Origin of the sequence: Micromonospora sp. NPDC005324 (genome assembly GCF_040607155.1) — a bacterium.
Lineage (GTDB): Bacteria > Actinomycetota > Actinomycetes > Mycobacteriales > Micromonosporaceae > Micromonospora > Micromonospora trifolii.
Genome location: NZ_JBEXGE010000009.1, coordinates 1 through 25,929, shown reverse-complemented (window position 1 = coordinate 25,929; position 25,929 = coordinate 1). Strand labels below are relative to the sequence as shown.

The 25,929-nt window shown below is 68.7% G+C and carries 21 protein-coding genes and 2 pseudogenes; 12 read left to right on the top strand and 11 right to left on the bottom strand.

The features are described from left to right. Nucleotides 1-2: 2 nt before the first annotated feature. Nucleotides 3-428: a VOC family protein gene (locus tag ABZS40_RS11750; protein WP_354943267.1), complete on the top strand. Its 426-nt coding sequence runs from the start codon at nucleotides 3-5 to the stop codon at nucleotides 426-428. A 10-nt stretch (nucleotides 429-438) separates the two neighbouring features. Here ABZS40_RS11750 and ABZS40_RS11745 read toward each other — a convergent pair whose 3' ends face one another. The 4 genes and pseudogenes from ABZS40_RS11745 to ABZS40_RS11730 form a co-directional block, all read right to left on the bottom strand. Continuing rightward, nucleotides 439-1,653, bottom strand: coding sequence for an FUSC family protein (locus tag ABZS40_RS11745; protein WP_354943266.1), 1,215 nt, complete (start codon nucleotides 1,651-1,653; stop codon nucleotides 439-441). Between the two features lie 63 nt (nucleotides 1,654-1,716). Further along, nucleotides 1,717-2,013, bottom strand: coding sequence for a DUF6582 domain-containing protein (locus ABZS40_RS11740; RefSeq protein ID WP_354943265.1), 297 nt, complete (start codon nucleotides 2,011-2,013; stop codon nucleotides 1,717-1,719). Nucleotides 2,014-2,216: 203 nt separating this feature from the next. Next, nucleotides 2,217-4,892 carry an RICIN domain-containing protein gene (locus ABZS40_RS11735; protein ID WP_354943264.1) on the bottom strand — a complete coding sequence of 892 codons (2,676 nt, stop codon included), beginning with the start codon at nucleotides 4,890-4,892 and terminating at the stop codon, nucleotides 2,217-2,219. Between the two features lie 432 nt (nucleotides 4,893-5,324). Continuing rightward, nucleotides 5,325-5,546: pseudogene (locus tag ABZS40_RS11730) on the bottom strand (carbohydrate-binding protein); the annotation flags it as partial. A 156-nt stretch (nucleotides 5,547-5,702) separates the two neighbouring features. On the opposite strand from ABZS40_RS11730, the gene ABZS40_RS11725 reads away from it, so the two are divergent. From ABZS40_RS11725 to ABZS40_RS11715, 3 genes are all read left to right on the top strand, one after another. After that, nucleotides 5,703-8,948, top strand: a complete 3,246-nt coding sequence (locus ABZS40_RS11725) for a BTAD domain-containing putative transcriptional regulator (RefSeq protein WP_354943263.1) — start codon at nucleotides 5,703-5,705, stop codon at nucleotides 8,946-8,948. Nucleotides 8,949-9,077: 129 nt separating this feature from the next. Beyond that, nucleotides 9,078-13,097: an SGNH/GDSL hydrolase family protein gene (locus ABZS40_RS11720; protein ID WP_354943262.1), complete on the top strand. Its 4,020-nt coding sequence runs from the start codon at nucleotides 9,078-9,080 to the stop codon at nucleotides 13,095-13,097. A gap of 152 nt (nucleotides 13,098-13,249) precedes the next feature. After that, the gene (locus ABZS40_RS11715) at nucleotides 13,250-13,693 is read left to right on the top strand and encodes a hypothetical protein (protein ID WP_354943261.1); all 444 of its coding nucleotides are present in this window, start codon (nucleotides 13,250-13,252) and stop codon (nucleotides 13,691-13,693) included. Between the two features lie 99 nt (nucleotides 13,694-13,792). Here ABZS40_RS11715 and ABZS40_RS11710 read toward each other — a convergent pair whose 3' ends face one another. After that, on the bottom strand, nucleotides 13,793-14,164 hold the full coding sequence (locus ABZS40_RS11710; RefSeq protein ID WP_354943260.1) for a hypothetical protein: 372 nt from the start codon (nucleotides 14,162-14,164) through the stop codon (nucleotides 13,793-13,795). Nucleotides 14,165-14,315: 151 nt separating this feature from the next. Here ABZS40_RS11710 and ABZS40_RS11705 point away from each other — a divergent pair, with 151 nt between their 5' ends. Continuing rightward, nucleotides 14,316-15,146 (top strand): AfsR/SARP family transcriptional regulator, encoded by an 831-nt coding sequence (locus ABZS40_RS11705; RefSeq protein WP_354943259.1) that lies wholly within the window; start codon nucleotides 14,316-14,318, stop codon nucleotides 15,144-15,146. An 83-nt stretch (nucleotides 15,147-15,229) separates the two neighbouring features. On the opposite strand, the gene ABZS40_RS11700 is transcribed toward ABZS40_RS11705, so the two are convergent. After that, nucleotides 15,230-15,580, bottom strand: coding sequence for a DoxX family protein (locus ABZS40_RS11700; RefSeq protein WP_354943258.1), 351 nt, complete (start codon nucleotides 15,578-15,580; stop codon nucleotides 15,230-15,232). Between the two features lie 77 nt (nucleotides 15,581-15,657). Beyond that, nucleotides 15,658-16,596, bottom strand: a complete 939-nt coding sequence (locus tag ABZS40_RS11695) for an oxidoreductase (RefSeq protein WP_354943257.1) — start codon at nucleotides 16,594-16,596, stop codon at nucleotides 15,658-15,660. Nucleotides 16,597-16,691: 95 nt separating this feature from the next. Here ABZS40_RS11695 and ABZS40_RS11690 point away from each other — a divergent pair, with 95 nt between their 5' ends. Both ABZS40_RS11690 and ABZS40_RS11685 read left to right on the top strand, forming a co-directional pair. Further along, on the top strand, nucleotides 16,692-17,324 hold the full coding sequence (locus ABZS40_RS11690; protein WP_354943256.1) for a TetR family transcriptional regulator: 633 nt from the start codon (nucleotides 16,692-16,694) through the stop codon (nucleotides 17,322-17,324). A 64-nt stretch (nucleotides 17,325-17,388) separates the two neighbouring features. Further along, a complete protein-coding gene (locus ABZS40_RS11685) occupies nucleotides 17,389-20,511 on the top strand; it encodes a hypothetical protein (protein ID WP_354943255.1) in 3,123 nt (1,040 codons plus the stop codon). 114 nt (nucleotides 20,512-20,625) lie between these two features. Here the strand turns inward: ABZS40_RS11685 and ABZS40_RS11680 are convergent, their stop codons facing one another. Next, complete coding sequence (locus ABZS40_RS11680) at nucleotides 20,626-20,862, bottom strand: BldC family transcriptional regulator (protein ID WP_354943448.1); 237 nt, start codon at nucleotides 20,860-20,862, stop codon at nucleotides 20,626-20,628. A gap of 446 nt (nucleotides 20,863-21,308) precedes the next feature. On the opposite strand from ABZS40_RS11680, the gene ABZS40_RS11675 reads away from it, so the two are divergent. From ABZS40_RS11675 to ABZS40_RS11665, 3 genes are all read left to right on the top strand, one after another. Further along, nucleotides 21,309-22,274, top strand: coding sequence for a helix-turn-helix transcriptional regulator (locus tag ABZS40_RS11675; protein WP_354943254.1), 966 nt, complete (start codon nucleotides 21,309-21,311; stop codon nucleotides 22,272-22,274). A 78-nt stretch (nucleotides 22,275-22,352) separates the two neighbouring features. After that, nucleotides 22,353-22,682 (top strand): metalloregulator ArsR/SmtB family transcription factor, encoded by a 330-nt coding sequence (locus ABZS40_RS11670; RefSeq protein WP_354943253.1) that lies wholly within the window; start codon nucleotides 22,353-22,355, stop codon nucleotides 22,680-22,682. After that, complete coding sequence (locus ABZS40_RS11665; protein ID WP_354943252.1) at nucleotides 22,682-23,362, top strand: cation transporter; 681 nt, start codon at nucleotides 22,682-22,684, stop codon at nucleotides 23,360-23,362. The genes ABZS40_RS11670 and ABZS40_RS11665 overlap by 1 nt, the downstream gene beginning before the upstream one ends. Here the strand turns inward: ABZS40_RS11665 and ABZS40_RS11660 are convergent. Then, complete coding sequence (locus ABZS40_RS11660; RefSeq protein ID WP_354943251.1) at nucleotides 23,355-23,993, bottom strand: vitamin K epoxide reductase family protein; 639 nt, start codon at nucleotides 23,991-23,993, stop codon at nucleotides 23,355-23,357. The genes ABZS40_RS11665 and ABZS40_RS11660 overlap by 8 nt on opposite strands. Then, nucleotides 23,990-24,652: a thioredoxin domain-containing protein gene (locus ABZS40_RS11655; RefSeq protein ID WP_354943447.1), complete on the bottom strand. Its 663-nt coding sequence runs from the start codon at nucleotides 24,650-24,652 to the stop codon at nucleotides 23,990-23,992. The genes ABZS40_RS11660 and ABZS40_RS11655 overlap by 4 nt, the downstream gene beginning before the upstream one ends. Nucleotides 24,653-24,817: 165 nt before the next feature. Here ABZS40_RS11655 and ABZS40_RS11650 point away from each other — a divergent pair, with 165 nt between their 5' ends. Both ABZS40_RS11650 and ABZS40_RS11645 read left to right on the top strand, forming a co-directional pair. Further along, a complete protein-coding gene (locus ABZS40_RS11650; protein WP_354943250.1) occupies nucleotides 24,818-25,000 on the top strand; it encodes a hypothetical protein in 183 nt (60 codons plus the stop codon). A 34-nt stretch (nucleotides 25,001-25,034) separates the two neighbouring features. After that, nucleotides 25,035-25,379 carry a YnfA family protein gene (locus ABZS40_RS11645; RefSeq protein ID WP_354943249.1) on the top strand — a complete coding sequence of 115 codons (345 nt, stop codon included), beginning with the start codon at nucleotides 25,035-25,037 and terminating at the stop codon, nucleotides 25,377-25,379. A 109-nt stretch (nucleotides 25,380-25,488) separates the two neighbouring features. On the opposite strand, the pseudogene ABZS40_RS11640 reads toward ABZS40_RS11645, so the two are convergent. Then, nucleotides 25,489-25,839 (bottom strand): annotated as a pseudogene (locus tag ABZS40_RS11640) (kinase); the annotation flags it as partial. Nucleotides 25,840-25,929 lie beyond the last annotated feature (90 nt).

Below are 25,929 nucleotides of genomic sequence, written 5' to 3'. Positions count from 1 at the left end.
TGATGAGCCTGCGAGGATTCGCCACCCTGAACATCTGGGCGGACGACGTGGAAGCGGCCACTGCCTGGTACGCGGACTTCCTCGGCGTCGAGGCGTACTTCATGCGCCCCGGCCCCGACGGACGCCCGGCCTACACCGAGTTCCGCATCGGGGACTACCAGGCCGAGCTGGGCATCATCGACAGCAGATGGGCGCCGGCCGGCGCGGCGACCGGGCCCGGCGGCGTGGTCATGCACTGGTGCGTCGACGACCTCGACGCGACAGTCGAGCGGCTGCTGGCGATGGGCGCCACGGAGTACCAGCCGATCACTCCACACGGAGAGGAGGGGTTCGTCACCGCGGCGGTGGTCGACCCGTTCGGCAACGTGCTGGGGGTCATGAAGAACCCGCACTACCTCGACGTCCTCGCATCGCTCAAGGCGACCTGACCGGGCCGGTTCAGTCCCACTCGTCCCCGTCCACCGCCCGACGCAACAGGGCTGCCGCCTCGTCCGCGTTCAACCCGCTGGCCATCAGCAGGTCGTGCGCGCCGGTGCGGAACTCCCCAGCGGCGATCATGCCGGAGTGGCCCAACCGGTGGGTGTGCGGACGGGTGGGGTCCGGCGCGGCCTCTCCCTGCGCCCTTCCGACCAGTTCGACGGCGGTCAGGATCTGCCGGCGCGCCTCCCGCGGCTCATCCCGCGCGCGGATCGCGCATCTCAGGGTCTGCACGCTGGCGGCCAGCAGGTCGATGGCCGCGGGAAACTCCTGCGGCACCGCCTCGCCGTCCCTGAGCGCCCTCGTGAGTCTCCTCGCGATCGCCCGACAGCTGTACAGGCTGCGCTCCAGATGACGGACGGCATCGGTGTAGTAGGCCAGGGAGGGGCGTTCACGCCAACGCAGAGGCGCCAGTCGCACCACCTCCTGCGCGGCACTCAACCCCTCGTCCAGCGCGGTCAGCCGGGAGCCGAGGCCGCGTAACGTACCCAGGCTCCGCTGGGCGCCATCAAGATCCCGAAGACGCAGCGCTGCGGCGAGGTCGTGCAGGGCGGCGATGGCCGGGTCGAGGACGGGTTCGGCCAGCCGCTGCACCGTCCGCTGCGGGTGGATGGGCACCAACAACAGACCGACCGCAAGCCCGATCAATCCGCCGACCGCAGCGTCGACGAAGCGAGGAATGGACAGGTCCCGCACTGGCGGTTCCAGGGTGGCGATGAGCACTGCGGTGCCGCCAGCCTGGGTGAGCAGTGAACCGCCGCCCTTGAGCAGTACGGCGACGATGATCGCCAGTACGACGACCACGCCGGTCTGCCAGGCCCCGATGCCGAACAGCGGCATGAGCGTGTCACCGACGGCTAGCCCCAGGACGACCCCGACCAGCAGCTCGACGGTGCGCCGCAGGCGTGAGCCCATCGAGGCGGCCACGATGCCCACCGCCGTCGTAGGTGCCAGCACCGGGGCGGGATTGTCCAGGAACTGGTACCCAACGAACCAGGCGAGCGACGCCGCGATGCCGGCCTGGACGGCGAGCAGCCCGAAGAGGCGGAGGCGCCAGACGCGGGACCGCAACCCGTAGCGCACCCGCTCGCGCAGGCCGGCCCAGGTTCCGCCGACCCGCGACTCCCCGTGCGGGTCCGGATCGGAGCCGGCTGCGGGCTCCTGCGTGGCGGGCATCCGCGCCGCTTACCCAGCTCAGGCGGACCTACCGGCGAGTGGGTCGAATCGTGTACGCGCCGGTCAGTGGGCGGGGTTCGGGGTGTGCGGGAGTTTGCCGAGCTGGCGCCAGTTCGTCTCCGCCACATCGACACCGTAGTGCGCAGCGGCGGCGAGGATGTTCTGAAACGCCAGGTCACGCTCCTTGTCGGTGACGCCCTGCACCTGGTCGAACCGGGCGATGGCGTTACGGACGTGGCCCGCGTCGGTCATCGGCTCCTTGCGCTTGTCGGGGAACGCGAAGACGCTCTCCGGCAGCTCGCGCTTGTCCTTGTCCGACAGGCCGCCGTGCTTCTCGTGGGGTTTCCAGGTCGATGTCATCGTTCAGCATTACCCGGACGTTGTCCGTCGGCACCTCCGAGGCTGACATTTCCGGGACGAACAGCACCGACAAGATCCATATAATGGCGGCAAGGCTGTGCGATGCCGAAGCCCTCGGCACGTTGTCCTTTGTGCGACAACTACGGCTGTCAGAGGTAGCCGGGGCCAGGCCCGTGTCGGCCTGGCCCCGGAGTCTGGTCCGGTCAGCTACGCAGCGTCCACTGCTGGTTCGTGCCGCCGTTGCAGGACCAGAGGATGAGCTTGGTGCCGTTGGCGGTGGCGGCGCCGTTGGCGTCGAGACAGAGACCGGACTGGGCGTTCGTCACGGTGCCGTTGGCGTTGACGTTCCACTGCTGGTTGAGCCCGCCGTGGCAGTCCCAGATGATGACCGCGGTGCCGTTGGCCGTGCCGGCCCCGGAGGCGTCCAGGCATTTGTTGCCGTACACGCTCAGCTGCTTGCCGGCGGTCTGGGTCCACCGCTGGTTGGTGCCGGTCGAGCAGTCCCAGAGTTGGGTCTGGGTGCCGTTGGTGGTCGAGAAGTTGGGCACCTCGGCACAGCGGCCGGACTGGCCACCCACGAGTTGCCCACTTCCCGTGCCGCTGCCACCACCCTGCTGCTGCCGGACGATCGCTGTCGACTCGGCTGACCGGTTGCCCTGTACGTCCACGACGTAGAGCCGGTACTCGCCCTGAGTGGCCGGCACGGCGATGGACGTGGCGGTGCCGGTTGCCCTGGTCATCGTCGCCCCGGCGGCGAAGGTGGTGGTGCCGTACGGCGCCAACCAGACCGACCTGGTGGCGTCGCCGATGCTCCGGATCGGGATCGACGCCGTCGCACTGGTGACGAAGGTGCTGGCCGGCAGCACATAGTTCGGTGCGGAGAAATTGCTCGCCGGAATGATGTCCCGGTACGCGTCCTCAAGGCCGGAGTTCGCAGCTATGCCGTACGCCGCCGCCGGCCAGACATAGTCGGACGAGACGAGGATGTCGGCGACAGTGCTGTTCGGCAGAATCTTGTTCGAGACCTTGTTGATCGGGCCGTAGATCTGCGTGATGCTCAGATCGTGCTTCCGCCCGAAGTCGTCCGAATTGATCATCCAGGTGACGTTCTTGTCGATGCTCAGGACGTTGTCGCGGAACGTGATGAACGCCGAGCCCTCGTCCGGGTGCAGTCCGTACTTGTGGCCCGACGGAACACCCTGGAGATAGTTGTTGGTGATGGTGGTTCCGGGCTGGCTTCCGAGCGTGTAAATGGGGGCCGTGTCGCTGAGGCGCTGCACCGTGTCGATGATGTGGTTGTAGCTGATGGTGTTGTTTCTCGCCGTGGTGGTCGGTCGGTTCGGCACGATCGAGCCCGACGACCCGTCGAAGTTCCACCAGCCCCAGCCGAGCGTGATGCCCGACCACGGGGTCTTCTCGATCCGGTTGCGCTGGATGGTGAGGGTGTCGGCGAAGTACGCGGAGACGGGGCTGTGCCCGTTGAACAGAACCGCGCTGTCGTAGAGGTAGTTGTTCTTGATGTCGATGTTCTTCGGTAGCCCCTCGACCGACGCGGAGTGCTTCTCCCGGTTGGTCGACGTGCCGTCCCCGATGTAGACGTGCTGGGGATGGCCGACGGTGATGGCCAACCCGGCGATGTCGTTGGTGTGGTTCCCGATCACCTGTGTGCTCTGCACATCATTGATCATGTTGATTCCGTCTGCGCCGGTGTGCTGGATCCGGTTGCGTTGCAGGAGGATCCCGTCGGCGTTCTGCACGTGGATGATGCCGGGCGTCACGTCCACATTCCGGTAGTGGTAGACGTGGAAGTTGCCCTTGGCGTACACCTGGGCGCCGAGGTTGCCCTGCTGCGCCTGATTGAAGGACGAGCCGGCGACGTTGAACAGGTTCCAGTCGGAGTGCTGGACCGTCAGCCCGGAGAAGGTGATGTTGCGCGCGTGGCTGCTGGTCGAGGTGCCGGCCACCCGCAACACGGTGGTCACGTTGTTCGGCGCGTAGACCGTCGCTGTCGACATGTTCTCGGCGCTGGCCTTGTAGTAGTACAGCGTGCGGCTGGTCTTGTCGAAGTAGAACTCACCGGGGACATCCAGGAACTCGTAGGCGTTCATCACCTTGTGGGTGCCACCAGCCTGGGCGTTGCCGTTGAACGCGCCCTGCGCGATGGCCGCACCCGGTTGCTGGAGGAGGGCCACCCGGTTGGCGCCGTCGGAACTCGTGGTCACCTGGCGGACGCCCACGATGGCCGTGGTCCAGGTCGTTCCGGTCTCGATCTCGATGTCGTCCTGATTGCCGGCGACGGCCGGGAAATCGTTCAGGCTGTATTTCGCGCCGTCGCACTGCGAGCCCGACTCCCAGGCCCAGGACGCCTGGTTGGCCGTGACGTTGTACGTCCCGTAACAGCCCGCCGAGCTGATCGTCTTCGACGCCATGTACGCGCGCTTGTCATTGACGTAGAGCGCCCGCAGCTTGTTGGCGCGGTCGAGCGGCGCCTTCCAGATGTTGCCGCTGTGCTGGCTCCACCCGGTCACCTGGACGCCACCGTCAAGGACTGGCTTCTCGTTGGGATAGGCCGCGTAGCTGACCCGGAACCCGTTGGTGCCGGAGTCGCTCTGCCCGAACTCGACGGTGCCGCTCACCGGATAGGTGCCACCACGGAGGTAGACGTTCACGTCGCCGGTCATGTTCGTGTTCACCGTACGAACGACGTCCCGGGCACGTTGCAGAGTCCGGAATGGCGACTGCAGGGTGCCTGGATTGGCGTCGTTACCGTCGGGGGCGACATAGTAGGTCGCCTGGACTGCGGCCGAGGCCGGCAGTTGGTTCGTCAGCACTGCCGGCAGTGTGGCGGCGACAAGCGCCGCCACCGCCAACACTGACATCCGAGCTGTGGATATGGCTGACTTCACGTCTGTTCCTCTCACTGGTCGTCGATGTGGTGCCCAAAGTGCGTATCGAGCGACGAGTACGGAACAGCGACGCCACTAAGGGCCGGCGGGGACTTCCGTCGCCCCGACCGCACTCTTTGTTAACCGCCCCGAAATTCTTACTGGGAGCGTAGGTCACACGTCTGACCAATGCAACTGGCAATTGGAGGGCGTCTATGCAGAAATGCCGTCGGATCGGGCAGATCAACCATGCCGACCGCACACCCCTGCTCGCGCCGTCCGACGAATCCGCAGCAACGAGGCGGGGTTCGCGACCCGGCGCCCCATCGCTACTCTCCGACGCTGCGCTCGCGATGACCTGCACGGCCAGCTGACGAGCCACCGGCCCGGGGCCGGGTCGACGATCGACCCGGCCCCGGGATCCGGTCACCTGATGGAGAATTCCGCCAACCGCTGCGGGGAGTCGAACACCAGGAACACGTCGTGGGTGCCGACGACCCGGGCCACCTCGGTGCTGGTGGTGACGTACCGGTAGTCGTCGCCGGTGCTGGGCACTGTGGCCGTGCCCAGCAGCCGGCCGGTGGGCGACCCCAACCGGACCTGGATCGTGCCGGCGCCCGCGCCGGCCTTGGCGACCTTCGCGGTGAAGGTGCGCGCCGGTACGTGCTCCCTGCCGCGTCACCACGGCCATGGTTGTTGCGATCCGCGCAACTATAGATGTGCACCAATGGATGGGCAACCAGGCGCATCCCAGATAGACATTCGTTGCTCCCTCGTGTCGGTGCGTCTTGTTAGCCTCCGGCCGTGGAGGTGCGCTTGCTTGGCCCGGTCGAGGCTCTCCTCGACGGGCGCGTCGTGCCCATCCGTCGTCGACAGGAGCGACGGCTGCTCGCCATCCTCGCGATGCGACCGGGTCAGTTCCACTCCGCGGAGCGGCTCATCGACCTACTTTGGGAGAGCCGGCCACCGGCACAGGCGCGGGCGGGGCTACAGGCGATGGTCTCGCACCTACGGTCCGCTCTGGACCTGGGTCGGTCGGTGGAGCCGGCGCTGCTCGCCCGACCCAACAGCTACGCGCTGGAAATCGCGGCGGAACGCGTCGACGTGCACCGCTTCACCACGATGGTGTCCGACAGCCGGGGCATCGTCGACGCTGGTCAGCGCATCGCACTGCTCAGCACCGCACTCGGTCTGTGGCGGGGCGCAGCCCTGGCCGATGTCTTCGACGACGTCCAGCGTGTCCGGCTCTTTCCCGATCTGGACGAAGCGCGGCTGAGCGCGCGGGAGGCGTTGCTCGACGCGCGCCTCGCGGCGCGCCAACACCGCGAGATGCTGACCGCGCTCCATGAGCTGATCAGCGAGGATCCCACCCGTGAGCGCCCGGTTGAGCTGCTGATGCTGGCCCTGGGCGGGTTGGGTCGGCGCAACGAGGCGATCGCGGCGTACACAGCGCTCACCGACCGGCTCGCCACCGACCTCGGTGTCGACCCCGGCGAGCAGGTCCAGGCGACGTATCGGGCCCTGCTCCACGCGCCAGCGCCCGAGGCCGTCGCCCCGACGACCGCGACCAACGGGCCGGCACAGCTACCGCTGCCACCGGGGCACTTCGTCGGCCGTGGCGCCGAGTCACGTCAGCTCGACGAGCTGTTCGCCAGCGCGGCGGGTCCGCAGGTTCTGGTGCTGTCGGCGGTTGTCGGCACGGCGGGTGTCGGTAAGACGGCGACCGCCATCCGGTGGGCACACAGCGTCCGGGGTCGCTTCCCGGACGGGCAGCTCTTCCTCAACCTGCGGGGCTATTCTGCCGGCCGCCCGCTGCGGTCGGCGGAGGCGCTCGGTGCCCTGCTGCGCGGCCTGGGCGTCTCGGCGGCCCGCATCCCGGTCGAGCCGGAGGAAGCGGCGGCGCTGTACCGCACCGTCGTCGCCGATCGCCGCCTGCTGATCGTGCTGGACAACGCCCTCGACGCCGAGCAGGTTCGGCCGTTGCTGCCCGGCTCGGCGCACAGCCTGGTGCTGGTCACCAGCCGCGACCGTCTGACCGGGCTGGTGGCACAGGAGGACGCGCACCGCCTGACCATCGGGCTACTGCCGGAGTCCGACGCGATCGAGCTGCTCACCGTCCTGCTCGGCGACGACCCGCGAGCCGCCGAACGCGACGCGATCCGGGAGCTCGCCCAGGTCTGCGGCCGCCTCCCCCTCGCCATTCGCATCGCGGCGGCGCTGCTGCGCGACGAACCGGACCTCGGGGTGTCGGCGTACGTGCGGCAGCTGAGGCAGCGAACCATCGCCGCCCTGACGATCGACGATGACCCCAGCGTCGCCGTGCAGAAGGCGTTCGACCTCTCCTACACCCGGCTTTCGGGCGATGCCCAGCGCATGTTCCGCATCCTCGGCACCGTGCCCGGCCTCGCGCTGCCAGTCGACGCGGTCGCCCGCCTCGCCCAGACGACGACCGACGCGGCTCACCGCACGCTGGCCCGGCTCGCCTCGGCGCACCTGTTGGAGTGCGACAACGACCGAGTCGTCCTGCATGATCTGCTGCGGCTCTACGCCGGACAGCACAGTTCCCGGCATCCTGGCCGGCAGGAGGCACACGGCGCGCTCTCCCGCCTGTTCGCGTGGTATCTCGTCCGGGCGCAAGCGGCCGGTGACCTGTTGGCACCTGGGCGGATCCGTCTTGAGCTTCCGACCGGTCTGGCGGCGGAGGCCGCCGGCTTTGCCGACCGTGCCGCGGCACTGGCCTGGCTCGAGGCCGAGGAGTCGAACATGGTGGCGCTGATCAGAGCGAGCGCCGACGGCGCGTCGAGGGCCGCTGCGGCTCTGCTCGCCGACCAGCTACGGACGTACTTCTGGGTCACCCGCAACTCCCTGAACTGGCTGCTCGTATCGCAGGCGGCGCTGCACGCATCACGCGGCAGAACCCATCTCGCGCTGCGGGCGTCGGCGCACATGAGTCTCGGAAACGTGTACCACCTGACCGGCAACCACCTGGTCGCCATCGCCCATCAGCGGCGGGCGGGTCACCTGTTCCGCAAGGCCGGGCACGTGCAGGGGCAGGCCGCTGCGGCTGGTTCGCTCGGGGCTGTCTTCGGCGACCTTGGGCAGCTGGCGACAGCGGCCGCCTGTTTCGAGCACGCGCTGCGGTCGAACGAACGAATCCAGCACCGCTACGGCATCGCGGTGATGTCGAGCAACCTCGGCACGATCTACGCCATGTCGGGTCGACTGCGGCTGGCGGTCGAACGGCTGACGGCGGCCATCGCCATTCACCGGGAGGACGGCGCCCGACCCAACGAGGCGGTCATCCTCAACAACCTCGGCCTCCTCCGCATCAATCGCGGCGAGTACCCGGCTGCCCTGGCCGACCTTCAGGCGGCCGTGCGGACGGCCCGCGAGATCGACATGGCGTCGATCGAAGCGAACTCGTTGGCCGGTATCGGCCAGATCCACACGCTGCGCGGCGAGGTGGCGGAGGCGAAGGCGGCACTCGCCGCCGCTCGGGGCCTCGCCGACCGGGCCGACGACCATCTCTGCAAGGCCTCGATCGACATCGCCGAGGGGTCGCTGCTCCACTTGACCGGCGATCCCACCCGGGCGGCGGCCACGCACACCCGCGCCGCCGAGTGGGCCAGGTCAGCGCGGCTGCCGGCGACGGAGGCCGAGGCGCTGGTCGGTCTCGCCGCAGTCGTCGTCGAGCGGACGCCCCTGCTGGCCAGTTCCTCGTTGGAGCGGGCGGTCACCCTGGCCCGCCAGGCCGGCGCCACGGTCATCGAGATCGACGCCCTGGCCGCGCTGGCTGACATCGCGCGGCGGCGCGGCGACCGTGCCGATGCGGCACGGTACGCCGGGGAGGCGGCACACCGGGCAGGCGTGGTCGGGGCTCCCCTGGTACGCGCCCGCGCGCTGATCACGCTGGGCCACCTGCAGGGCTCCTCTCGGGCCTGGCAGGAGGCACTCGACATCCTCGACGCGCTCGGCTCGGCCGAGGCGAGTGCCGTCCGCGCCCTGCTGCAGCGGCACGACGGCCGGGCGGTCGGTGCCACAGCCGGATAGCGGCCGTACCACAAGGGATCGGAGCCGAGCAGGCGGTCGCTGCGGCGGCGATGGATGCCTGGGCGATGCGACGGCGATGAAGCGTCAGCGGACGCTGCCCCCACAGTCTCCGCTCCAGGGAAGGTCCAGATGAGACGCATTCTCACCACGGCGGCCGCCATGGCCGTCGTGGCAACGCTGCTGCCCGGTCCGGGCACCGCTCACGCCGCACCGCAGGGGCCCGGAAAGCCATCGGTTCGCGTGGCCGAGCCGGACCGGCCACCGGCCACCCGCGACGAATCTCCGGACCGGCTCGCCGACCCGACGCGGGACATCGGCCGGGACTGGCGCCGCTCCACCGACCGGGCCGTGACCACGTCAAGCGACGGGTCTGGTCTGCACGTACTGGTGGCTGACGCCTCCGACGGCTACCGCTGGCGCACCGCCGCCACGCTCGTCGAGCCCGGGTTCCCCACCGACCAGTGGATCGGCCAGTTCTGCGTCACCGGGTCCGGCCGCCGTGCGCTTGTCGTGTACGCCCCGAGGGAGTTCGCCAACCGCGACGAACTGCTGTCCGGTGGTGCGTTCGCGGCCGTCGTGGACCTCCGGTCCGGTGCCGTACACAAACTGCCCGACCGGGTGTCGCTGGCTTACCACAACCCGGGTTGCGGTGCTGGCGAGACGGCTGCGTTGTCCCGCCGGGACACCCGCCCCGATGGGACGTTCGAGACCTGGGCGGCCACCGTCGACACCGTTCGCGGTGTGCGCGTCTCTGCCGTCCGTACGCCGGGCCAGGTGACGTCGCTGCTGCCGTATCGGGACGCGTTGGCCGGGGCGATGGGCCGGGCCGTGGTCCGGCTGGACCGGGGCGGACGCGTGCGCGAGCTGGCCCGCGCCGAGGCTCCACCGCACCGGTTGTTGGCCGACGGCGCCAACGGGCTGGCCTTCCAGGTGCGCCGCGGCGAAGATGTCGTGCTCAACCGCTACGCCGGGGGCCGGGTCAGTGCCATCCGCACCGCCCAGGTCGGCACCGAACGGTTGCGTCCGGGTGCCGGCGGCACGGTGTACGTCGTCGGCACCAGGGCGCGGAGTCAGCCGCGCACCGGGCTGCCCTCGGGTTGGCGAGCGGTGGACGCTCCACCGGACAGTGACGTCTCCACCACCGGCGCGCTCGTCGTCACCAGCGCCGCGACCGGTCGGGAGGCGGCAGGTCGAGCCGGCGACGCGCCGGTCGGCTCCCGCGCGCAGCGGGTCACCATCTCCGCCCGGCTGACCGGCTCGGCGAAGGCCCTGCGGTTCTCGACGGTGCCCGGCGACGCGTCGGCGATCGACGCGCCGGTGGGAGCCACCTCGACGGCGGCCGACCCGCCGGTCGACAACGCTCGGGTGCCCTACGATCCGGACCGGTCCTGCGCCATTCCGCGCAACGACAGCTCCATGCAGGTCTACCAGCCCTCCACCGAGCAGGTCGAGTGGGCGGCGGACCGGGCCGTGAAGAGCGCCCTGACCTTCGAGCGACCGGCCAACTGGAAGAACAACGGCATGCTCGCGTACACGCCGCAGGGGACGATGTTCCCGCCGATGCCGCTGGCCGGCGGCGGAAGCGTGCCCGCGCAGGTGCTGCTCGGCATCCTGGCCCAGGAGTCGAACATGTGGCAGGCGAGCTGGCACATCGTCGACGGGTCCGGGGGGAACCCGTTGACCAGCATGGGTTTCTACGGGATCTCGTCCGGTGACCGTCTGACCGCACGCCAGATCAACTGGAACAAGACGGACTGCGGATACGGTGTCGGGCAGGTGACCACCGGCATGCGCAAGGTCGACACGAACACCACCGTCGACGGCCTGCAGTGGACGTACGAGCGGCAGAAGGCGGTGGCGCTCGACTACACGGTCAACGTGGCCGCCTCCCTGCGCATTCTGCAGACTAAGTGGAACACGACCCGCAACTACGGGCTGATCGCCAACAACGGCGACCCGCAGTACATCGAGAACTGGTGGTTCGCTCTGTGGGCGTACAACACCGGTTTCTACTTCCCCAGCGGCTCGCAGCCCTGGGGCGTGGGCTGGAGCAACAACATCGCCAACACCGACTATCCGGCGGACCGGGCGATGTTCCTCACCCAGCCGAGCAGCGAGCCGTACGGCGACCCGCCGGTCCACGACGAGGTCGGCTACGACAACGCCAAGCACCCGAACCACTGGTCGTACCCGGAGCGGGTGACCGGTTTCGCGTACACCTCGCTGCGGCGCTACGACTACCAGGACAAGTACTGGGGAACGACGTACGTGACAGCTGACGACCGGGGCAAGCTGGAGGCGCAGCCGGGGCACAACGGTCTCTACACGTTCTGCCAGTACGCGGTGAACCAGTGTGACCAGTCCAGGCCGCCGCACGTGCCCGCGCAGTACCCGTCCACCAAGGCTGGGGCGTGCCAGCGCGACGACCTGAAGTGCTGGTGGAACGGGCCGGTCACCTGGGTCGACTGCGCCGCCAAGTGCGGCAAGGAGAATCTCCGCTACTTCGCCACCGCGCCGGAGCCTACGGCGTACAACATCTATCCGGCGCCCCGCAACGGCGACGGCTCCTGCAAGGTCGAGGGGCTGCCGTCCGGCGCTCGGATCATCGACGACATCGACGTGTTGTCGGCCACCGGGCCGGAGGGCTGCCGACCGACGTACGCCAAGGGCGGCACGTTCGGGCTGACCTTCGGCGCGATGGGCGGCCCGAACGGTGCCACCATCCATCCCTCGAAGGTCGACTTCCATCAGAGCTCGCACGGGTTCGGCGGGCATGTCTGGTTCGCCCACACCATGCAGCGCAACGACCCTGACGACGGCGTGACGAACGACCCGCTGAAGGTCACCGGCACCTGGGCCATCAACCCGACCGGCGCGTGGACCCGCGTCTTCGTCCACATACCGGATGCCGCCGCGTGGACCCGGCAGGCCGACTACGCGATCACCGCACCGGGCATCGCGACCAAACACCGGGTTCTGCCCACTCGGCTGGAGGCGAACACCTGGGTCCCCCTCGGCGTGTTCGACTTCCGCGGCTCCGGCACGCCGAAGGTGGAGCTGACAAACATCACCCGGGACGGCAACTACAGCTCCGACGTGGCGTTCGACGCCATCGCCGTGCAGCCGCTCAGCGCGAAGCCGAGCCACTTCGTCGTGGGCCTTGGCGATTCGTTCAGCTCCGGTGAGGGCGCGGGTTACTACAGCCGGGTCAGCGACCAGTACGGCAACGACTCGGCCCTGCGCAACGCCTGTCACCGCAGCAGCAAGGCGTGGTCCCGGCAGATCAGGATCCCGGGTACGCCCAACAACCGGACCATCGGCGAACTCAGCGACGGCAACGATCCGAACCTGGACTTCCACTTCGCCGCGTGCAGCGGCGCGGTGACCGGCAACCTGATGCTCAGCCAGAACGGCAGCGCGTCACCGCCCGCGTCCGGCGGCACGATCCGGGGGCAGTTCGGCGAGCTGACCCAGCTCGACCAGGGTTGGCTCGACGAGAACACCACACTTGTCGTGTTGACCATCGGCGGCAACGACCTGAAGTGGACCGACGCGCTGATCGCCTGCGCGACGGGCCTCAACTGCGCCTCGCCCGGGTTCGTGCGGCAGGGTGATCCCAAGCCACTCCGCGACATGCTCGTCGAACGGATCAACGGGCCGGTGAAGCAGGACACCGAGCGGGTGATCCGCGAGATCCGCTCGAAGGCGGCCAACGCCATGATCGTGCTCGCCGGTTACCCGCAGGTCTTCACCAGCGGCGGCCAGTACCAGGTGCCGCAGTACCGGCCGCTACCGGACATCGGGGGCGTCGGGTTCAGCGCGGACGAGGTGGCCTTCCTCAACGAGATGGCCGGCAAGTTGGTGGTCACCATCGGGTCGACGTTCGACCTGGCGGTGAAGACGAACTACGTGGACGTACGGGGTGACTACGCCGACCACGAACTCGGCGGGCCGCTGCTGAGCGAGGGCTACTTCAACTCGCTGTGGGTGCCCGGCGAGTACTACACCCAGCAGGGCTCTGACGACGAGGATGGTGAGCCACCCACGTCGAAGAACAGCCCCCACTCCGGGCACCCCAACGTTGCCGGCAACGCCGCGTACGGGCGTGCGCTGTCCAACCGTCTCCTCCCGATCGGTTACACCTGGTAACACCGACAGGCCCACGGATCCCGTCCCCGTCCTCGGGGGCGGGATCCGTGCCGTTGACCTCCACCTCGATCGATGGCCGCGCGATGCGCCGGCGATGTCCCGCACGCCGAGCATTGACACGTCAGTCCAGTAGGCAAGAAGGGACCATCGAGATGCGATTGGGCACCAGCAGATTGAAGCGCGCGGCCGTCGCCGCGCTCGTCGGCGCGTCACTGCTCACCGGGCTTCCGGCGGCGCCGGCACAGGCCTCGGGCTCATGTTCGTCAGGCACGGCGGCGGCGCTGTGGCCCAAGCCGTTCAGCCTCCAGGTGCGGCGGACCTCGTCCTGCACCTACTACGCGCGGTTCACCATCGCCGATCCAACGTGGGGTGCCGGCAGCACCGTCAATTTCAAGGTCGAGCGGCAGGTGTGGACCTCGTACGGCTGGATGATCATCGATTCCCGATCCAGGAGCATGCTCTGGGGCCGCCCGGACTACTACGACACCGCCACTGTGGACGGCTACCCCGCCAGCTCCGGCAACCTGGACCAGCATCACGCCTGCTACTCGCTCAACGGTGGTGGCTGGACGTGCACCGCGTGGGCTGACCTCTGAGCCTGACACCACTCGGGGGGTGTGGTGCCCCGGTCGGGCACCACACACGCCAAGGCCCGGAGGGGTCGCAGCTCGCGACCCCTCCGGACCGAGGGGGTGCTACTCGTTGTCGATCGAGCCGTCGGAACCCAGGGCCGTCGCGTGCAGCTCCAGCCGGTAGCTGGAGTACAGGCCGGGGACCCGGCCCGAGGTGCAGTTCGCCGGCCCGATGTTCCCGCTCTTCACGATCACCTGGTTCTGATAGTCACGGACGCGGAAACTGGCGCCGATCGTGCCACCACAGACCCGGTAGTCGATGAAGTGACTGACGTAGTTCGACGGAATGTAGTACGTCTTGCAGCCGGTCGACAATCCGCTCACCGAGCAGTAGTCGCTGGTGGCCAGCGCCGGGGACGCAACCAGCAGCGACGCCGCCGCTCCCGCGACCGCCGCGGCGGCCAGGCCCCTTCGGGCCCGTCTGGTGATTCGCACAGTGCCTCCTGATGGGTGTTCAGCCCCGTGACGTCGGGGACACCTGGTTCGTTGCCTCGCACGCCCGGCGCTGCCAAGGAAACGCCAACCCGCGCTGGGCACGCTGATGACCGGGCCGTACACGGGGTGCGGTCGGCATGGAGGTCATCGCATGGAGTTCCGGATCCTCGGCCCGCTGGAAGCGACAGTCGGGGGAACGCCCCTGCCACTCGGCGGGCGCCGGCAGCAGCGAATCCTGGCCGTGCTGCTGTTGCGGGCGGGCCGGGTGGTCACGCCCGACAAACTGGTCGACTGTCTGTGGCCGCTGCGGCCACCAGCGACCGCGTCGAGCCAGATCCGCAACTGTGCCGCAGCGCTGCGTCGACAGCTCATCGCTGGCGGGCTTCCCGAGGACTCGCTGATTCGCCGGCCGAGTGGCTATCGGCTGAGCGTGGATCCCGGCGCCCTCGACCGGACCCGGTTCGACGAGGAAGCCCGTCGAGCGCGCCTCGCGCTGGCCGACGGTCACGCTCAGCAGGCCGTCGAGGCTTTCCTGCGGGCCGAGAACCTGTGGCGTGGACCCGCCATCGCCGGCCTCGCCGACGGCACGCTGGAGCCCGAGGCCATGAGCCTGGAGGAGTCGCGGCTCCAGGTGATCGAGGACCGGCTCGACGCCGAGCTGAGCCTGGGCCGGCACGCGCGGGCCGTACCGGAACTCACCGCCCTGGCTCGGACGTACCCGGGCCGTGACCGCCTCCAGGCGGCCCTCATGGTCGCCCTCTACGGCAGCGGGCGGGTCGGTGACGCGCTGGCGTCTTTCGACCGGCTGCGAACGTCGCTGCGGGCGGAACTCGGCCTGGAGCCCAGCCGGCGACTGCGCGACCTGCGCCAGGCGATCCTCACCGAGGACGAAGCCCGGTTGCAGCCGGTGGGCGCGTGGAGACCAGCGCGCGACGGTGAGCCTCATCCGCGGGCATCTCCTCTTCGTCCCGAAGGGCGTTGACGAGACCCAGCGTGGGCAGCGGCGGCATCAGCGCGGCATCGTCGCCGCACCGCTGCTCCCGGCCACGGCCACGGCCGGGCGATTCACCAGCGGTAGGTCAGGTTCACCACCAGTGCGGCCACCACGGTGACGAAGAATACGGCCGGGCCCACCAGCTGGCGGGAGCCGACGCGCAGGTGCGCGATGAGCGCGCCGATGAAATACAGCACCAGCCCAGCGGCGGCGAGGGTGCCCAGCAGCGGTACGGCGAAGCCGGCCAACAACCCCAACGAACCTGCCGCCAGCGCCATGCCCAACCGCGGGACCCACGACCGTGGCACGCGCTTCATGTCCGCCTGGGCCTTTGGATAGTCGTGGCCGATCAGGTAGGTGACGGCGGCGATGCCGGTGAAGATCGACGCGAGAATGGTGACAGTGACATAGGCAGCGAACATTTTTCCTCCGTTGTGGTTGCTCGCCCCCCTGGACGATCTGGCGCGGTGGAATGTGACGGCTGCTGGACGCGCCGCGATCAGCTCGTTGGTCGCAGCGCGCCGAACCGTACGCCGGTGGCCTGTTCGGACAGTTCCCACAGACGGCGGCCGTGCTCGGGGTCGGTCGCGGCTGCGGAGAGCTTCGCCGGCGCGGGGTGGCCGCGCAGTTCGCCCAGCCCACCCGGGGCGACGAGCTGGCCCGGCTGCGCCGCGGGGTCGGTGGCGGCGAACAGCTGCGGCCAGACGCCGCTGTCGACCGGCTGGGCGAGGAGTGGGTTGCCGATCCGGCCCAGCAGCAGCCGCCACATCGGCGTGGTGGCGCTGGTCTGCAGATTCGTCGCGGTGTAGCCGGGGTGGGCCAGGAAGCTGCCCAGCGGGCTCGCCACGGCACTGAGCCGCCGGTGCAGCTCGTAACCGAAGATGGCGTTGGCCAGCTTGGACGTGTTGTAGAAGCCCATCGGCGAGTAGCCCCGCTCGCCGGTCGGGTCGGCGAAGCGGACCTTCGCCTGCCGGTGGTTGACCGAGGTGACAGTGACCACCCGTGGATCCCGGCCGGCCAGCAGGAGGTCGAGCAGGAGCCCGGTGAGAGCGAAGTGCCCGAGGTGGTTCGTGGCGAACTGCACCTCGTGCCCCTGCGGGCTGAGGGTGCGCGGCACTGCCATCACCCCGGCGTTGTTGATCAGCACGTCCACCCGACGGTGGTCGGCGTGCATCCCGTCGGCGAACGTCCGGACCGAGTCGAGGTCGGCGAGGTCGATCCACCGGACTTCCAGGTCGACACCGGGTCGGGTAGCGGCGATGTCGGCCGCCACCCGGCGGCCCCGCTCCTCGTCGCGGACGGCCAGCACGACGCGCGCACCGCGGACGGCGAGCGCCCGGGTGGTGACCAGGCCGAGGCCCGCCGTGGCACCGGTGACGACGAAGGTACGGCCGCTCAGGTCGGGAATCTGTTCAGTGGACCAGCCAGCGACAGTCATGGGACTTACTGTGCTGTCGATGGCACTCAGTGTCAAGTAGTGCGCAGAATGCCACGAAGGGCATGAAGTGGCACCGGATGACGTAGCATCGGCGGATGAGATCTCGTGCGGACACCAGCCTGGCCGAGCGCAAACGCCAGCTCGTTGCCGACGAGCTGCGCGACGCCGCCCTGATGCTGCTCGCCACCAAGGGTTTCGACGTGGTGACCGTCGACGACATCGTGGCGGCAGCCGGCATGTCGCGGCGTACGTTCTTCCGCTACTTCGCGTCCAAAGAGGACGTGGTCGTCCGGTTCCTGGCCGACACCAGCGCGGGCATCATCACCGAACTCGCCACCCGGCCACCCGCCGAGCCACCGTCGGTCGCGCTGCGCCATGCCCTCTGGGTGCCGCTCGCCGCCTGCAACGACCACCCGGAACACTCCGAGCGAGCCCGGGTCGTCGTCCGTCTCATCCTGGACACCCCCGCCCTGCACGCCCGCTGGCTGGAACGCCAGATCGAGTGGCGCGCCGAGCTGGCCGCCGAGGTGGCCAACCGCAGCGGCCTCGACCCACACATCGACCCCTACCCACGGATGGCGGCCGGGATGGCACTGCTGGCACTCGACACGGTGCTCCAGCGGTGGCAGCCGGGCGACGACGAGCAGCACCTGGCCGAGCTGATGGACCAGGCGTTCGCCATCGTGGCGCCGGCCCTCGACGCGCCTGCCACGTCACAGGCCGCCTGAGCGGCACCCTGCGCGAATCAGCGCGGTTTCAGCGCCCTTTCAGGCCGCTCCATACGTTCACGGCATGACATTCGAACGTTCCACGCGCACTCGGCGCGGGACTGCTGTGCTGGCGATGCTCGCGGTCACAGCGGCAAGCGCGCTCTTCGGCGAGCCCGCGTCGGCCGATCCCGTCCCCGTTCCCGTCCCTCAGGCCGCGCTCACCGACCGGGCCTTCGGCCAGGTCGCCGAGCTCCATCTCCAGGGCGCCGCTCGGATCACCACCGTCGTGCTGTCGGCCGAGTTCGTCCAGTGGCACCGGCTGCACCCCAACGCCACTGCCGCACAGGCGCAGGCCCAGCTCACCACGCGCCACCAACTGCTCGACGACTCGCTGACCACGTTCGACCTCCTGCTTCCCGAGCAGGACCTGCTGCTCAAGTCCGTCGACGTCCTGCTCGGCGCGCCCGGCGGCGACACCAGGACCTCGCCGGAGATCACCGGCCTGGTCGGGGCCGTGATCGGCGGGACTGTCGAGCCGTGGGACACCCGTGAGGAACTCGCCTCCGGCGCGCTGCGGACGGCCCAGTGGCTGCGCGGCCGTGACGACGCTCTCGCCGCGGTGTGGTCCGCGGTCCGACAGGCAGCGGCAGCCAGCGCTCCGGTCGCCACCGCCTGGAACGCCGTCCTCGGTGCGCCGAACGGGGTGGACGTCACCGACACCTACGAGGAGTTCCGACGGGATCCCGGGCTCTCGCACGTGGACCTCGACGCGATCCTCGCGCTGCGGGACGACTCGGTGGCGTACGTCGCGGCCGCCAAACAGCAGCTGGCCTCCCTGCACGCGCAACTGCTCGGCCTGAGCCTGGAGATCCGTCTCGAGATCGGCGAGAACACCAGCAAGTGCCCGCCCGAGGGCCCGCCGAGCGCCGAGTGCACCGCCGCGGCAAAGAAGGCCGCCGAGGACCGGGACAAGGCTCGGCAGCAGACGATCTCCGACGTCAAGGCCGGGGTGGGCATGGTCTCCACCATCATCGGGTTCGCCGACCCCGACGCCGGCAAGAAGTCGAAGGTGATCGGGGAGGCGGTCCTCACCACGATCAGCGCGATCTCCAAGTACGCGGCGGCGATCACCGGCCGCGGCCTCGCGGGCTCGATCTTCAGCACCGCGACGTTGGCGATGACCGGCAACATCTTCGGTGCGGTGATGTCGGTCGTCGGGCTCTTCGGCAGCAGCGGACCGTCGCTGGACGCGCAGATCCTCGCCCAGGTCAAAGCGTTGCGCGACGAGGTGCGGGCCCTCGGCGACGAGATGCGCGCCAGCTTCGCGCGGGTCGAGGCCCAGATCAACACGGTGTACGCGAACATGATGGCCCAGTTCGACAAACTGAACGCGGCGATCGCCGGCAACACCGCGCAGATCACCCTCGTCCAGCAGCAGGTCGCCCAGCTCGGCCTGCGCCTGGAGGACATCGCCGCCACCGTCCTGGCCGCGATCGGCGACGCCACACTGCACGACGCCCGCGCCGACATCAACAAGTACATCGGCTACCGGGAGAACTTCGGTCAACCCATCCCGACCTACAACGAGTTCGTCGGCCCGGAGAACGAGTTCCACCTGACCTCGACGCAGCTGGCCAGCGGCGCCGCCTTCGTGGTGCCCAGGACCGACGCCGACAACCCGGCGGTCGACCCGACCACCGTCCTGAACAGCTTCGGCGAGGCTCGGTCGATCAACTACCTGGCCCGGGTCGCCAACGGACGTGACCCGTCGATGGCCGAACCGTCGACGCCGGTCGGCAACCCGACGGTGTGGAACCTCGGCGCGCAGGCGTACGCCATGGTGATGCTGCAGAACCCGACGTACGCCGCCCAGGTCAGCGCCGGCCGCGCGGCGCAGATCGAGGCGGAGGGCACCCGCATCGCCGACCTCGCGGCCAGCTTCGGTCGGCCGGCCAACGGCAACGCCAACGGCCTGATCACCGGGCTGGTCAACGAGTACGTCGCCGTCACCAACGAGCTGTCCACAGCGCTGCGGGCGTTCCGGAGCAACGAGGTCCAGGTCCGCTACGAGCCGGACGCCAACGGCGTACAGGTGAAGACGCCCAAGAACTACGACCTGTTCTGGGACACCGACAAGCCGCTCGCCCCGGCGCCGGCGAAGGCCGACGAGGCGACGGTGCCGGCGTGTGGGGGCAGCAGGCAGATCGACCGGCCCAGCAACGTCCGCTACGAGCTGATGTCGAACATGGTGCGGGCATTCCAGTACGCGTACACACCGCGCCACGACGAGCCGCCGGCCGGGGTACGGGAGTTGCCCGAGGTCGGCTACTGCTACACGCCGAGCTGGGTCTACACGCGTACGACGGGTTACGGCACCGGGGTGATCCGCCACTACGGCAAGCTGCGGTTGCAGATCCACAGCCGGTTCCGGCTGAACTCGAACACGGCCTGGCAGAACTCGCGCACCGCCGACTACACCTGGCCGGACGAGCAGGTCTACCAGGTCGACTGCGAGTTCTTCAACTGTGACAGCGAGACCACGCCCGAGCAGGGCCTGACCCAGAAGTGGCCGTCCGGACGGTACGCCTTCGCGAGCGGCGCGACGGCCGTGAACAACACGGCGCTGGACGCCACGCTGACGCCGACCCTGCGCGGTTTCCTCCAGGCCCGGCAGAAGTCCATGTACGACCGGGTACGGGACCAGAGCACCCAGGTCAGCGGGGCGGTGCCCACCGCCCTGAAGAAGGTGAACACGGCGGCGCGGTTGCTCCAGGCGTACACCCGGTTGGGTCTGCCCAACGCCCTCGACTCGGACGACGTGTTGTCCGCGAACCTGTTCGGGCAGTACCAGATTCCGGTGAACATGCCGACGGACGCCAAGATCGGTAACGCCTATGCCAAGGCGAGCGGGAACTACGCCCTCTGCGGGCCCACGCCGTGCTCGCTCGACCCCAGCCGCCCGCTGCGCGACCAGGTCAGCCTCAAGGTGCCCTGCGAGCCGGCTGTCGACTCGTCCAACCTGCCCGGTGACCCACTGGGCGACTGCCTGATCACCAGCGCGCGGTCCCGCGCCAACACGCTGATGCAGCGGTACGAGGTGTGGGCGGACCAGATGACCGCCGGTCTGCACCGCGAGCGGGTGCCGTGGATGAACGACACCCTTCTGGGCCTGCGCATCACCACGCGCCTGACCCACGCCAACTGACCCAGGGGCGTTGCCGGCGTCTTCGGGCGCCGGCAACGCCTTGTGTCAGGTTCAGTGGCGATCCAGGCCGCGCAGGATCAGTAGGCGGGTGGACCCCATCCCGAAATGTCGACCTCACGTCGCATCCTCGCCGCACCCGACCACCCCACAGGTGGTGCATCTTCGGTGCCCTGGTGCGGCGCTCACGAGCAGCGCTCGAACCTCAGATTCCAGGAAGCGGCGATGACCACCGGGCGTCCGGATGCTTCCTATCCTGCCGACCACCGCCCACCTCGTCACAGTCTTGGGATCCACGCGTAGCAGCGCGGCGACCTCAAACGGTTTGAGCAGACCATCGTCATCGCCCACAATGCTCTCCTCGTGTTGACGAAACCCCAGGTCCGGTCGCCCCTCGGATGATCCGACCCAATGGGCAGGTCTGGCGCCTGGCGGGTCGCCGCAGCAACCTGATCAACCCTTGTCGCGCTGAATTGGATGCACTTGACATTGATAATAAATCGTCCCGATTGCATCAACAGTTATTGCACTAGGACAGAAAGCGAATTTCTCAAGGATCTTTTTTCGGTAAAACGCAGTGCACGGCGGCGCTGCGGCGTGGCGACACGCCCCACGCCAGCCAGAGCGCCGAGACGTGATGACACTTCACGTCCTGCCCCCCGCCGAGGAATGCGTGAAAGCGCTCTCGCCTGTTGTACGGTGAGCGTTTAACACACGTTCGGCAGGGCGCGACCACTCCGACGGATTGCCCAAGCAGACAGGGAACTTGATGCTAGAATCGCATGCCTGATGGGTCGACCGTGACGAATTCCTTCGAACTGACGGATTCGGAAGAAATATTCGAGCTGCTAAATACATTCTACGGATCGATGCAACTCTCCCCGGCAGGGCAGCAGGACCGCCTGCACCTGACGCAGGACAATCTCGGCCCAGTAGAACTGCACCGTTCCACCTTCACCATGCGGGTGCAGATGGATGTAGATCCCATGGCCGCTCTGCCATTCGGCACCGTACTCAACGGGACCGCCATCGTTCGCGGCCGCCGAAACGAAACGCAGTGCCTGGCGGGCGATTCGATCCTGGCCACCCTTCCGGAGCCGTACACGGCCATCGTCGACGATGTCGACATCGACCTCGTGCTCATCCCGGTCGGGCTGTTCGCCCTGGAAGTCGACCTCGCTCCGAATCGCCGCGCAACTCCCATCCACTTCACCTCGATCACGCCGCCCACGCAGCAGGCCGCGGACAACTGGCGCGCCGCCTTCCGCTACGTTCGCGCCAGCGTCGTCGGCACGTCAGCGGCACAGGAACCACTTGTGGCGGGAGCCGCCGCCCGCCTCCTCGTGGCCACGAGCCTGGCGTCGTTTCCCAACAACGCGATCCTCGACCCGACCCCCGAGAACCGCCGGGACGCACATGTCGGCTCGTTCCACCGCGCTGTCTCGTTCATCGACGACAACGCACATCGGGACATCAGCGCGAGCGAGATCGCGGCGGCCTCCTACGTCAACATTCGGGCCCTCCAGGTAGCCTTCCGCCGCCACCTCGACACCACCCCGATGGCATACCTGCGACAGGTGCGGCTCGAGTACGCCCACCGCGAGCTGATCGACGCCGACCCAGGGTTGACGAGCGTGGCCCGTATCGCCGCTCGGTGGGGGTTCGCCAACCACAGTCGATTCACCGCCAGCTACCGCGCGACCTTCGGCATCGCGCCGTCGTACACGCTCCGCGAACGGAACTCCTCGACCACCAGATGGATGTAACTGCCTCACGGCCGCCACTGCCGTGCCGCAGAGGAGTTCACGTTCTGCTGTATACAGCTTCTGATGTACTGTCGTTGCGTGGAGACGCTCACGCATGGCCAGGTTCTGGCCCGCTTCGGTCACGCCCTGTCCGACCCGGTCCGCGCCCGACTCCTGCTCGCACTGCGCGAGGGACCCGGCTATCCAGCCGAACTCGCCGACCTGCTGGGCACCAGCCGGCAGAACCTCTCCAACCACCTGGCGTGCCTGCGCGGATGCGGCCTCGTCGTCGCCGTACCCGAAGGTCGCCGCAGCCGTTACGAACTGGCCGACGCCCGCCTCGCGCACGCCCTCGGGGACCTGCTCGGTCTGGTCCTGGCGGTCGATCCCGCTGCCTGCCCGGCCGCCGGGACCAAAGGGTGCTGCTGATGGGCACTCCGCTGCCGCTCGTGTCGCTCAGCCCGTCGCCGGCCCGCCGCACGACCCTGATCCGGCGGGTGCGTTTGTTCGTCGCAGCGACAATCACCTACAACGTGATCGAAGCAGTCATCGCCATCAGCGCCGGAAAGATGGCCTCCTCGACCGCGCTGATCGGGTTCGGGCTCGACTCCGTCATCGAGGTGGCCTCGGCCGCCGCCGTGGCCTGGCAGTTCTCCGGACCTGACCACGAACGCCGGGAACGCGCCGCGCTGCGCGTCATCGCGTTGTCGTTCTTCGCCCTCGCCGCGTACGTGTCCGTCGAGTCGGTACGGGCACTCGTCGGCGCGGACCGCCCGGAGCACTCCACGATTGGCCTGATCCTGGCCGCGGTGTCCCTGGCGGTGATGCCGGTTCTGTCGGCCGCGCAACGTCGTGCCGGACGCGAACTCGGCTCGGCCTCCGCCGTCGCGGACTCCAAGCAGACCCTGCTGTGCACGTACCTCTCGGCGGTGCTGCTGGTCGGCCTGGCCGTCAACTCGCTGTTCGGCTGGTGGTGGGCCGACAGTGCCGCCGCTCTGATCATCGCCGCGGTCGCTGTCAAGGAAGGCCGCGAAGCCTGGCGCGGCGACGCATGCTGCGCCCCCAGCGCTGCCGTGCGCCCTCCCGCCGCAGCCGGGGACGTCAGATGAGGGTGACCCAGTAATCCCAGAAGCGGACCAGGATCGCGATCAGGATGATCACGTACCAGGCGGTGAGGATGAGGCTGTGGTAGCTGGCAGCCGCGGCGGCGACCCGCCCCACGGGCCCGGGAAGCACGGCACCTTGATCGCGCAGGGTGCGCAGGGTGACGTAGAGGAAGATCGGAATGGCGACGGCCCAGACAAGCATGCAGTACGGGCACAGCGCGCCGATGACGTAGAGGCTCTGGTAGATCAACCAGTGTACGAAGACGACGCCGAACGTCGCGCCGGCCTGTAACCCCAGCCAGAACCAGACGGGCAGTCGCACACCGGCCAGCAGGACGACGCCGATCGTGGCGACCACGGCGAACCCCGCGACGCCGATCAGGGGGTTGGGAATACCGAACGCCTCGGCCTGGGGCGTGGTCATGACCGAGCCGCAGGACAGGATCGGATTGATGCTGCAGCTCGGAACGTAACCGGGATCGGCGAGCAGGTTGATCTTCTCGACGATGAGGATCACGGCGGCGAGCATCCCGACAACGCCACCGACGGCAAAGATCCAGGCGGTGGCCCGGGACAGGAAACCACTCTCGGGTGAAGCCTGGTCGCTGGACTGATCGACGGCGGCGGCGCTCATTCGGCCAGCGCGGCGTCGATGGCGGCGACGAGGTCGTCCTGGCCGCGCAGGTCGGTCAGTTGCCGGCCGTTGAGGAAGAACGTCGGGGTGCCCTGCACACCGGCCGCCGCGCCGTCGGTCTTGTCCCTGGCGACCCGCGTGGCCGTGGCAGGGTCGTCGAGATCGCGCTCGAAGCGCGGCATGTCCAGCCCGAGGGTACGGGCGTAGCCAAGGAAAGCCTCAGTCTGTGGCTGCTCCCTGTGACTCCAGCTGGTCTGGTTCTCGAACAGCTGCGCGTACATCTCGGCGAACCGACCCTGGTTCGCGGCGGCCTGGGCGGCCCGGGCGGCCAGATCCGCGTTCGGGTGGCTCGGAATCGGGAAATACCTGACCACGAAAGTGATGCGGCCCTGATAGGTGGCCAGGATCTGCTTGACCGCCGGGTACGCCGCAGCGCAGGACTCACACTCGAAGTCGAGGAACTCCACCAGCGTCACCGTGCCGTCCGCTGCCGTGGACAGCCGGTGGCTGTCCTCGCGCACCAGCACCGTCGATTCGATCACGCCAGCGTCGGTGATCACAGCGGGCCGCTGGTCGGGACGGTTGACGGCCAGCAGACCACCGAACACGAGCACCACCGCCGCGATCAACGCCAAGGTCAAACGCGTGTTCCTCGTCATCTTCCCGCCCTCGTCTGCCGCGTGAACAACGTGATCAGTCCGCCCGCGTACAGGCGGCACAGTCCGATCGGGACGATACAGAGACGGCTGTATCGACTTGCTGTCAGTTTCCTGAGACTGGAGCACGGCAAGCAGTTCCCTCATGCGATCACTGCGTTGCTATCCATGAATGTCGGCGAGATCGGGCACCGGGAAAGCTCCTGCTGCTCGTTCTTCTCGTTCACCATCGCCGCCGATACCGGCACACTGCGCCTTGACGTGGAGGTGCCGGCCGCGCACGTCGACGTCCTCGACGCGCTCGCGCTGCGAGCCGCCGCCGGGATGACGGCGACCGGGTCATCGGCATGATTCAGGACTGCGGGCACATCGGTACGGTCCACCGATGACCGTCGTTCGCTCTGTTCTGCTGTTCATCGTCGCCGCCCTGTTCGAGATCGGCGGGGCGTGGCTGATCTGGCAGGGCTGGCGCGAGCACCGCGGCCTGTGGTGGATCGCCGCCGGAGTCATCGCCCTCGGCGCGTACGGATTCGTCGCCACCTTCCAGCCCGACCCGAACTTCGGGCGCATCCTCGCCGCCTACGGCGGCGTGTTCGTCGCCGGATCCCTCGCCTGGGGCGTGATCGTCGACAGGTTCCGGCCCGACCGGTGGGACGTCATCGGCGCCGGCATCTGCCTGGTCGGCGTCGCCTTGATCATGTACGCGCCGCGTTCGGCAGGCGGCTCCTGATCGCTACGAAGCCGGTGGCGTGACGTTGCCGACCCTGAAACGTGGGCTACGAGCACACGTCGAGCACCAATGCACGCCCGCAGATGGAGCTGTAGCCGGCTGGGCTGCTCTACAGGCACGGAACGCATGGAAACAAGTCGTCGTCCCGTCCGGTCTGGGGTAGCCCAGTCACAGCGGCGATGGCCTCGACGGCCTCGTCCAGGCCCGTGGTCTCGGGGAGGACGAGTTCGTCGGGCCAGTCCAGGACGTCGTGGGTGGCGTACCAGCCGCTCATGTGCTCAGCGGTGAACTCGGTGGCTTGCGGGCGGGTGAGGTGTCGGCGCAGGGTCTCGGCCAGGGACACGTCGAGATAGCAGAACAGCGACCGGCCGCGGTGGTCGTCCCGCAGAGAGGTCAGCATGTTTCGGTAGCGGCTGCTGTGCATGATGCCTTCCAGCACGACGTGGTAGCCGTGGTCAATTCTCTGAACTCGGTCAGAGAACGCAAGGGCGAGTCCGATCATGATCGTGATTGCTCCGTTGATGTGCAGCGTCCGCCGGCGCGGTTGTCT

What these genes read in the sequence shown, in the direction of transcription:
- ABZS40_RS11750 (WP_354943267.1), top strand. Translation starts at nt 3, where the DNA reads ATGAGCCTGCGAGGATTCGCCACCCTGAACATCTGGGCGGACGACGTG.
- ABZS40_RS11745 (WP_354943266.1), bottom strand. Translation starts at nt 1,653, where the DNA reads ATGCCCGCCACGCAGGAGCCCGCAGCCGGCTCCGATCCGGACCCGCAC.
- ABZS40_RS11740 (WP_354943265.1), bottom strand. Translation starts at nt 2,013, where the DNA reads ATGACATCGACCTGGAAACCCCACGAGAAGCACGGCGGCCTGTCGGAC.
- ABZS40_RS11735 (WP_354943264.1), bottom strand. Translation starts at nt 4,892, where the DNA reads ATGTCAGTGTTGGCGGTGGCGGCGCTTGTCGCCGCCACACTGCCGGCA.
- ABZS40_RS11720 (WP_354943262.1), top strand. Translation starts at nt 9,078, where the DNA reads ATGAGACGCATTCTCACCACGGCGGCCGCCATGGCCGTCGTGGCAACG.
- ABZS40_RS11715 (WP_354943261.1), top strand. Translation starts at nt 13,250, where the DNA reads ATGCGATTGGGCACCAGCAGATTGAAGCGCGCGGCCGTCGCCGCGCTC.
- ABZS40_RS11705 (WP_354943259.1), top strand. Translation starts at nt 14,316, where the DNA reads ATGGAGTTCCGGATCCTCGGCCCGCTGGAAGCGACAGTCGGGGGAACG.
- ABZS40_RS11700 (WP_354943258.1), bottom strand. Translation starts at nt 15,580, where the DNA reads ATGTTCGCTGCCTATGTCACTGTCACCATTCTCGCGTCGATCTTCACC.
- ABZS40_RS11695 (WP_354943257.1), bottom strand. Translation starts at nt 16,596, where the DNA reads ATGACTGTCGCTGGCTGGTCCACTGAACAGATTCCCGACCTGAGCGGC.
- ABZS40_RS11690 (WP_354943256.1), top strand. Translation starts at nt 16,692, where the DNA reads ATGAGATCTCGTGCGGACACCAGCCTGGCCGAGCGCAAACGCCAGCTC.
- ABZS40_RS11685 (WP_354943255.1), top strand. Translation starts at nt 17,389, where the DNA reads ATGACATTCGAACGTTCCACGCGCACTCGGCGCGGGACTGCTGTGCTG.
- ABZS40_RS11665 (WP_354943252.1), top strand. Translation starts at nt 22,682, where the DNA reads ATGGGCACTCCGCTGCCGCTCGTGTCGCTCAGCCCGTCGCCGGCCCGC.
- ABZS40_RS11660 (WP_354943251.1), bottom strand. Translation starts at nt 23,993, where the DNA reads ATGAGCGCCGCCGCCGTCGATCAGTCCAGCGACCAGGCTTCACCCGAG.
- ABZS40_RS11655 (WP_354943447.1), bottom strand. Translation starts at nt 24,652, where the DNA reads ATGACGAGGAACACGCGTTTGACCTTGGCGTTGATCGCGGCGGTGGTG.
- ABZS40_RS11650 (WP_354943250.1), top strand. Translation starts at nt 24,818, where the DNA reads ATGAATGTCGGCGAGATCGGGCACCGGGAAAGCTCCTGCTGCTCGTTC.
- ABZS40_RS11645 (WP_354943249.1), top strand. Translation starts at nt 25,035, where the DNA reads ATGACCGTCGTTCGCTCTGTTCTGCTGTTCATCGTCGCCGCCCTGTTC.